This is a genomic window from Nonomuraea basaltis (genome assembly GCF_005893125.1).
GTDB classification, from domain to species: Bacteria; Actinomycetota; Actinomycetes; order Streptosporangiales; family Streptosporangiaceae; genus Nonomuraea; species Nonomuraea basaltis.
Genome location: NZ_VCJS01000413.1, coordinates 1 through 5,773, shown reverse-complemented (window position 1 = coordinate 5,773; position 5,773 = coordinate 1). Strand labels below are relative to the sequence as shown.

The following is a 5,773-nucleotide window of genomic DNA, read 5'->3' as shown; positions in this document are numbered from 1 at the left end:
TCTCGGGGACCACCTGGGTGAGGGCTGCCAGGGCGGGGTCCTCCTGCGCGAAGGCCGGGGTGCCGGCCACGTTCGCGCTGCTGAGTGCCAGGGCGGTCGCTAAGGCGACGACGAATGCCCGAGCGGAAATGCGCATGGATGTCCTTCCACGTGCGGTGGGGGGCATTGCACAAACGCCGTAAACGTAAAGATCATCGGCGACCGTTCGGGTGATCTTGGATGGAGCGGCCGTAAACGTTTGCCGTCTTCCAGGGTTCACTTGAGCGATGACGTACGGTAACCGCGGTGACCGCACCGATTCCGTTGCGGCGGCGGCCGCTCATCCCAGACCGAGTCAATCGTCCACTGTCCTGATCGCGGATCGTGCGCCGGAAGCGTCGCCCTCTCACTCAAAATGCGTTGGCGTCGCAGTCCTCGAGCGGGCTAGCGTTGCGTCCGTCATGCGCCAGGGGGATGTGCCCTGACCGCGCCTGTGAGCCAGCAGATGGGAGATGCGAGATGACTCCTCAGCTCGTCGCGCTCTGCTTCGATGCGAACGACCCGCTCCGCCTCGCCCGCTTCTGGGCCGGAGTCCTGGGCTGGGAGATGGCCAACGACCCCCACGATGGCATCGCGCTCCTGCCGGGCGATGACACCGGGTTCCGGATCCGATGTCTTCCGACCCAGGAGAAGAAGACCGGCGAGAACCAGATGCACTTCGATCTGACGAGCACGTCCCTCGAGGACCAGCAGCAGACGGTGGCGAGGTCGCTCGAACTCGGTGCGCGGCACATCGACGTCGGGCAACGCCCGGAAGAGGGTCATGTGGTGCTCGCCGATCCCGAAGGCAACGAGTTCTGCGTCATCGAGCCGGACAACAAATTCCTCGCCGACTGCGGATTCATCGGAGCGCTTTCGAGCGACGGTTCGCAGGAGGTCGGGTACTTCTGGAGCGAAGCGCTGGGCTGGCCGTTGGTCTGGGACCAGGATCAAGAGACCGCGATCCGCTCGCCGCACGGCGGCCCGAAGATCACGTGGGGCGGTCCGCCAGTGGCGCCGAAGACCGGGAAGAACAGGCTGCACTTCGACCTCGCTCCACCCGCCGACGGTGATCAGCAAGCGGAGGTCGACCGTCTCATCTCGCTGGGGGCAACGCGCATCGACATCGGTCAGGGCGAGGTCAGCTGGGTGGTGATGGCCGATCCCGATGGCAATGAGTTCTGTGTGCTGACCCCCCGATAGCCGGCCACGATCTCCAGGCCGTTGTCAAGGCTCCAGCGTGATCCCCTCGCGCCTGAGGTCCTCGATGATGCCGTCCACCAGGCGCGTGGCGACCGTGTAGTGGAGCCGGCCGTCGTCGCGCAGCTCGCGTACGGCCGGCACCGGGTCCGGGTCGCCGAACAGCCGCTCATCGGAGTAGTCCGCCGGCCGTCCGGTCGGATCGATGGTCCACCAGGACGCCTCGAGCGCGATGCCGTTGGGATCGCTGAAGTAGATCGACCGCAGGAACCCATGGTCGATCACGTCGGTGACCTCGCACCCGTGCGCCTTGAGCCGGTCGCGCATGCGGTTGAGCGCGTCCTCGTCCGGCAGGTGCAGCGCCAGGTGGTCGAACTGCGCCGCCTTCGCGTACGGCACGCCGGCCGGCTTGGCGAAGCTGTCGAGCTGCTGGTCGGTGTACTGGAAGAAGGCGACGGTGTTGCCCGGCGCCACCTCGAAGAAGTAGTGCTTGAACGCGGGGATGGCAAGGGTGGTGACCAGACGGGCGCCGAGCACGCCGTGCCAGAACCGCACGGTGGCATCCATGTCGGCGGTCACCAGGGCGAGATGGTGCACTCCGCGCCAGTGCACCAAGTCTTCGGTCGCAGCCATGCGTCAACCGTACGCCTTTCAACTATCCCCGGTAAGTCATGTCTTCGTGTCCAGACGCGGACGGACGTGTTCGAGTCGATCCGCCGGTGCGTCTCCGGCACCTCGGCCTGGCCGAGGCGGGGCCAGGCGCCGCCGAAGCCGGGCGTCAGTCGAAGGGCCGGTATGTGACCGACGAGAGCGGGGCGGGTGACGGGGGTCAGCCCTTCACGGAGCCGGCGAAGCTGAAGGAGCCGGCCAGATACTTGTTGACCGCCACGTACAGGACCACGGCCGGGGCGGTGTAGAGGATGGAGAAGGCGGCCAGCTGGCCGTAGGCGATCTGGCCGTATTCGGAAAAGAACGTGTAGATGGTGACCGCTGCCGGTTGCTTCTCCGGGGCGTCCAGCAGGACGAACGGGGCGAAGAAGTTGCCCCATTGGCCGACGAAGACGAAGATCGCCACCACCGCGATTCCCGGAGCCATCAAGGGGCCGACGACGGTCGTCAGGGAGCGGACCCAGCCTGCGCCGTCCACCCAGGCGGCCTCCTCAAGGTTCACCGGCACGCCGTCCATGAAGTTCTTCATCATCCAGATCGAGAACGGCAGCGAGCTCGCCGTCAGGAACAGCACCATCGCGGGGACGGAGCCGTACAGGTTGAAGCGGAAGAACATCGCGTAGACCGGCACCAGGATCGCGGTCACCGGCAGGCCCGTCGTGAACAGCAGCGTCAGCATGAAGTGGCGGCGGTAGCGGAGCTGGTAACGCGACAGCGGGTACGCGGCCAGCCCCGACACGAAGACCGTCAGGATCGCGGTGGCGCCCGAGATGATGATCGAGTTGATCAGCGGCAGGATGATCGTCTCCCAGGTCAGGACGGCCTTGAAGTTGTCCAGGGAGAAGGCGAGGGCAGGGGACGCCGACAGCGTGGCCTCCGGCTGGACCGAGGCGATCAGCACCCACAGGAACGGGCCCAGGAAGGCCAGGGCGATGAGCAGGAGGGCCAGCCTCGCCGCGCCCCTCGCGGCCAGCCTGGTCATGCGCCCTCCTCCACCTTGATCAGGCGCAGGTACACCAGCGAGAACAGGGCCCCGATCACCAGCAGGACCAGGGCGATCGCGGAGCCGTAGCCGATCTCGAAGTAGCGGAACGCCTGCTCGTACATGTACAGCGGCGTCGTCTGGCTGGCCGTCCCCGGGCCGCCGCCCGTGAGGGCGTAGATGAGGCCGAAGCTGGCCAGGGTCTGCAGGGTGATCAGCATCAGGTTGGCCATGATGGACCTGCGGATCAGGGGGAGCGTGATGTGGAGGAGGCGGCGGCCCGGGCCGGCTCCGTCCACGGCGGCGGCCTCCACCAGGTCGGCGGGGACCTCCGAGAGCGCCGCCGAGTACACCAGCATCGAGAACGCCGTGCCGCGCCAGATGTTGGCCAGGATCACCGCGACCATCGGAGCCGTGTAGAGCCACTCCTGCTGGATGCCGAGGGCCGTGTTGAGCGTGCCCTCCTCGGCCAGGAACGAGAACCAGCAGGCCGCGGCCACGACCTCCGGGACCACCCAGGCGGCGATCACGACGCCGTTGACCACGCTGCGGGTCACCCGGCCGCGGCCGCGCTGGAGGAGGGCGATGATCAGGCCCAGGGTGTTCTGGCCGATGACGGCCGAGCCGATGACGAAGACGAACGTGAGGAAGAAGGAGTTGAGGAAGTTCGGGTCGCCGAAGAGCTTGACGAAGTTGGCGACGCCGACGAACTGCGAGTTCACGGAGGCCGAGCCGGTGAGCGTCTCGTTGGTGAAGGCGATGTAGAGGCTCCAGAGGATGGGACCGGCCAGGAACAGCGCCAGCAGGAGCAGGGCCGGGCCCAGGGGGAGGAGCCAGCGCAGCGCCCCGCGCCGTGCCGAGCCGCGGGTGGGCGGGCTCGTCACGGGCGGGGACGGCGGCGCGGTGGCGACCGTCATCGGGCCAGGACCTTGTCGGGGCCTCCCACGGCGGCGGGCAGCGCCTTCACGTACGCCGCCGTCGCCTCCTCAGGGGTCTGCGCGCCCGTCGTGACCGCCTCCATGGCCTCCTGGATCTGAGCGGACACCTTCGGGTACGCCTCGTACGCCGGCCGGTAGTGGGTGACCGCGGCCAGGTCGGTGAAGAACTTGACGCTCGGGTTGTCGGCGCTGTACTTGGGGTCTGCGGCCACGTCCTTGCGCGGGGCCAGGTCGCCGGTGCCGACCGAATAGGTCATCGAGTTCTCTTTGTTGGTGGCGACGGTGATGAAGTCGAACGCCTCCTGCTTGTTCTTGGTATAGGCGCTCATCGCCATCACCCAGCCGCCCGACATGCTGACCGCGCCCGGCGGCTCGCCGTTCTGCGTCGGCATGGCGGTCCAGCCGATCTTCTCCGTCCACTGCGCCCACGGCTTCGTGCCGGTCGGCTTCCAGGGCGACATGGCCCAGGCGCCGTCCAGGGAGATGCCGAGCTTGGCGGCGGGGAACCACTCGAAGGCCATCTTGTCGTAGAGCTTGGCGTTGTGCGCGTCGGCCTGCTTGGGGCCGAGTTCCTCGCGGTAGATGGTGTTGACGAAGGTCAGAGCGTCGGTGAAGTTCTTGCCGCCGGCCAGCCACTTCTTCTGCGTGTCGTCATAGAGGGTGCCGCCCGGCGTGCCGTACAGGAGCATCTCGAAGCCCTGCATGGTCGACGCCTCGCCGTGGATCTTCGTGGAGTACATGCTGAAGGGCACGACGCCGGGGAGCTTCTGCTTGATCGTACGGGCCGCCGTCAGCACGTCGTTCCAGTTCTTCGGCTCCCACGGCACGGGCAGGCCCGCCTTGGCGAAGACGTCTTTCTGGTACCAGAGGCCGCGCGTGTCCGTGCTGACCGGAACGCCGTAGATCTTGCCGTCCCCGCCCTTGGCGGCCTGCTTGACCGAGTCGGGGAACTGGGTGCTCCAGTCGGGCCACTTGGCCAGGTAGTCGTCCAGCGGGGCCAGCTTGCCCGCCGCGACGTCGGCGTTGACCTGGAACGTGTCGTGGAAGTAGAGATCGGGCGCCGAGTCGGGGGAGCGGTTGAGCAGCGCCAGTTTCGTGTAGTACGCCTCGTTGTTGCCCTGGATGGCGGTCAGCTTGACCTTGACGCCCGCGTGGGCGGCTTCGTACTGCTTCTTCGCGCCGTTGAGCATCTTCTCCAGATGCGGCCACGTCGGCTCGACCCTGTAGACGATCTCGAGTTCCTTGCTGCCGGACGCGTCCTGCGCGGGGTCGGCGCCACAGCCGGCGACGGCTGTGAGCAGCAGGAGGGAACCGGCCAGCGTCCGTTTCATCACGGCCTCCCCGTGTTTCTTTGGGTTGAACGAGAAGGTAAATCTTTTTGATTTACTAAGTCAACACTCTGTGGTGACATTGCTCACATGCAGCTGGGCACGAACCTGCCCAAGATCGGCAGCTACAACCGGGCCGTGGTGCTGGAGGCGATCCAGGCCTCGGACGGGATCAGCCGGGTGCAGATCGCCGCCCGCACGCGGCTCACCGCGCAGACCGTGTCCGTGATCGTGCGACGGCTGCTGGAGGAGGGGCTGGTCGTCGAGGACGGGTCCGCGCCGTCGAGCGGGGGCAAGCCGCGGACGATCCTGCGCGTGGACGCCGACGCCGGATACGCGGTGGGCGTGCATTTCGATCCGAAGGAGATCTCCTGCGTGCTGGCCGATCTGGCGGGGCGGCCGGTCGCGCGGTCGCACCTGCCCGTGCGGCCAGGGCTCAAGCCGGAGGCGGTGATCCGGCAGATGGCCAGGGTGGCGCGGCGGATGACGCGTTCGCCGCTGCTCGGCTGCCTGGGCGGGCTGCTGCTGGCGCTCGACGGGCTGCACCTGGTGCTCTCGCGCACGGCGCTGCTGGACATCTTCCTGATGTTCTGGGTGCTGGCCGGGTTCGCGTGCCTGGTGGCCGACCGGGACTGGGC

Annotated in this window: 6 protein-coding genes; 2 read left to right on the top strand and 4 right to left on the bottom strand. The window is 67.4% G+C overall.

Features of this window, described 5'->3' with window-relative positions; genetic code table 11:
- Positions 1-453 precede the first annotated feature (453 nt).
- A complete protein-coding gene (locus EJK15_RS67150; protein ID WP_338089976.1) occupies positions 454-1,221 on the top strand; it encodes a VOC family protein in 768 nt (255 codons plus the stop codon).
- A 24-nt stretch (positions 1,222-1,245) separates the two neighbouring features.
- Here the strand turns inward: EJK15_RS67150 and EJK15_RS67145 are convergent, their stop codons facing one another.
- The 4 genes from EJK15_RS67145 to EJK15_RS67130 form a co-directional block, all read right to left on the bottom strand.
- Positions 1,246-1,851: a VOC family protein gene (locus EJK15_RS67145; protein WP_138720574.1), complete on the bottom strand. Its 606-nt coding sequence runs from the start codon at positions 1,849-1,851 to the stop codon at positions 1,246-1,248.
- Between the two features lie 196 nt (positions 1,852-2,047).
- A complete protein-coding gene (locus EJK15_RS67140) occupies positions 2,048-2,869 on the bottom strand; it encodes a carbohydrate ABC transporter permease (protein WP_138720573.1) in 822 nt (273 codons plus the stop codon).
- Entirely contained in the window at positions 2,866-3,786 is a 921-nt protein-coding gene (locus tag EJK15_RS67135) for a carbohydrate ABC transporter permease (protein ID WP_138720572.1), read from the bottom strand. The genes EJK15_RS67140 and EJK15_RS67135 overlap by 4 nt, the downstream gene beginning before the upstream one ends.
- Positions 3,783-5,138: an extracellular solute-binding protein gene (locus tag EJK15_RS67130; RefSeq protein ID WP_138720571.1), complete on the bottom strand. Its 1,356-nt coding sequence runs from the start codon at positions 5,136-5,138 to the stop codon at positions 3,783-3,785. The genes EJK15_RS67135 and EJK15_RS67130 overlap by 4 nt, the downstream gene beginning before the upstream one ends.
- An 87-nt stretch (positions 5,139-5,225) precedes the next feature.
- Between EJK15_RS67130 and EJK15_RS75960 the strand changes: the two genes are divergently transcribed.
- A partial coding sequence (locus EJK15_RS75960) for a MarR family transcriptional regulator (protein ID WP_138720570.1) occupies positions 5,226-5,773 on the top strand: 548 nt, incomplete at its 3' end.

Excerpts from the sequence above, each read along its gene's own strand:
- EJK15_RS67150 (WP_338089976.1), top strand. The coding sequence starts at position 454 with ATGTGCCCTGACCGCGCCTGTGAGCCAGCAGATGGGAGATGCGAGATG.
- EJK15_RS67145 (WP_138720574.1), bottom strand. The coding sequence starts at position 1,851 with ATGGCTGCGACCGAAGACTTGGTGCACTGGCGCGGAGTGCACCATCTC.
- EJK15_RS67140 (WP_138720573.1), bottom strand. The coding sequence starts at position 2,869 with ATGACCAGGCTGGCCGCGAGGGGCGCGGCGAGGCTGGCCCTCCTGCTC.
- EJK15_RS67135 (WP_138720572.1), bottom strand. The coding sequence starts at position 3,786 with ATGACGGTCGCCACCGCGCCGCCGTCCCCGCCCGTGACGAGCCCGCCC.
- EJK15_RS67130 (WP_138720571.1), bottom strand. The coding sequence starts at position 5,138 with ATGAAACGGACGCTGGCCGGTTCCCTCCTGCTGCTCACAGCCGTCGCC.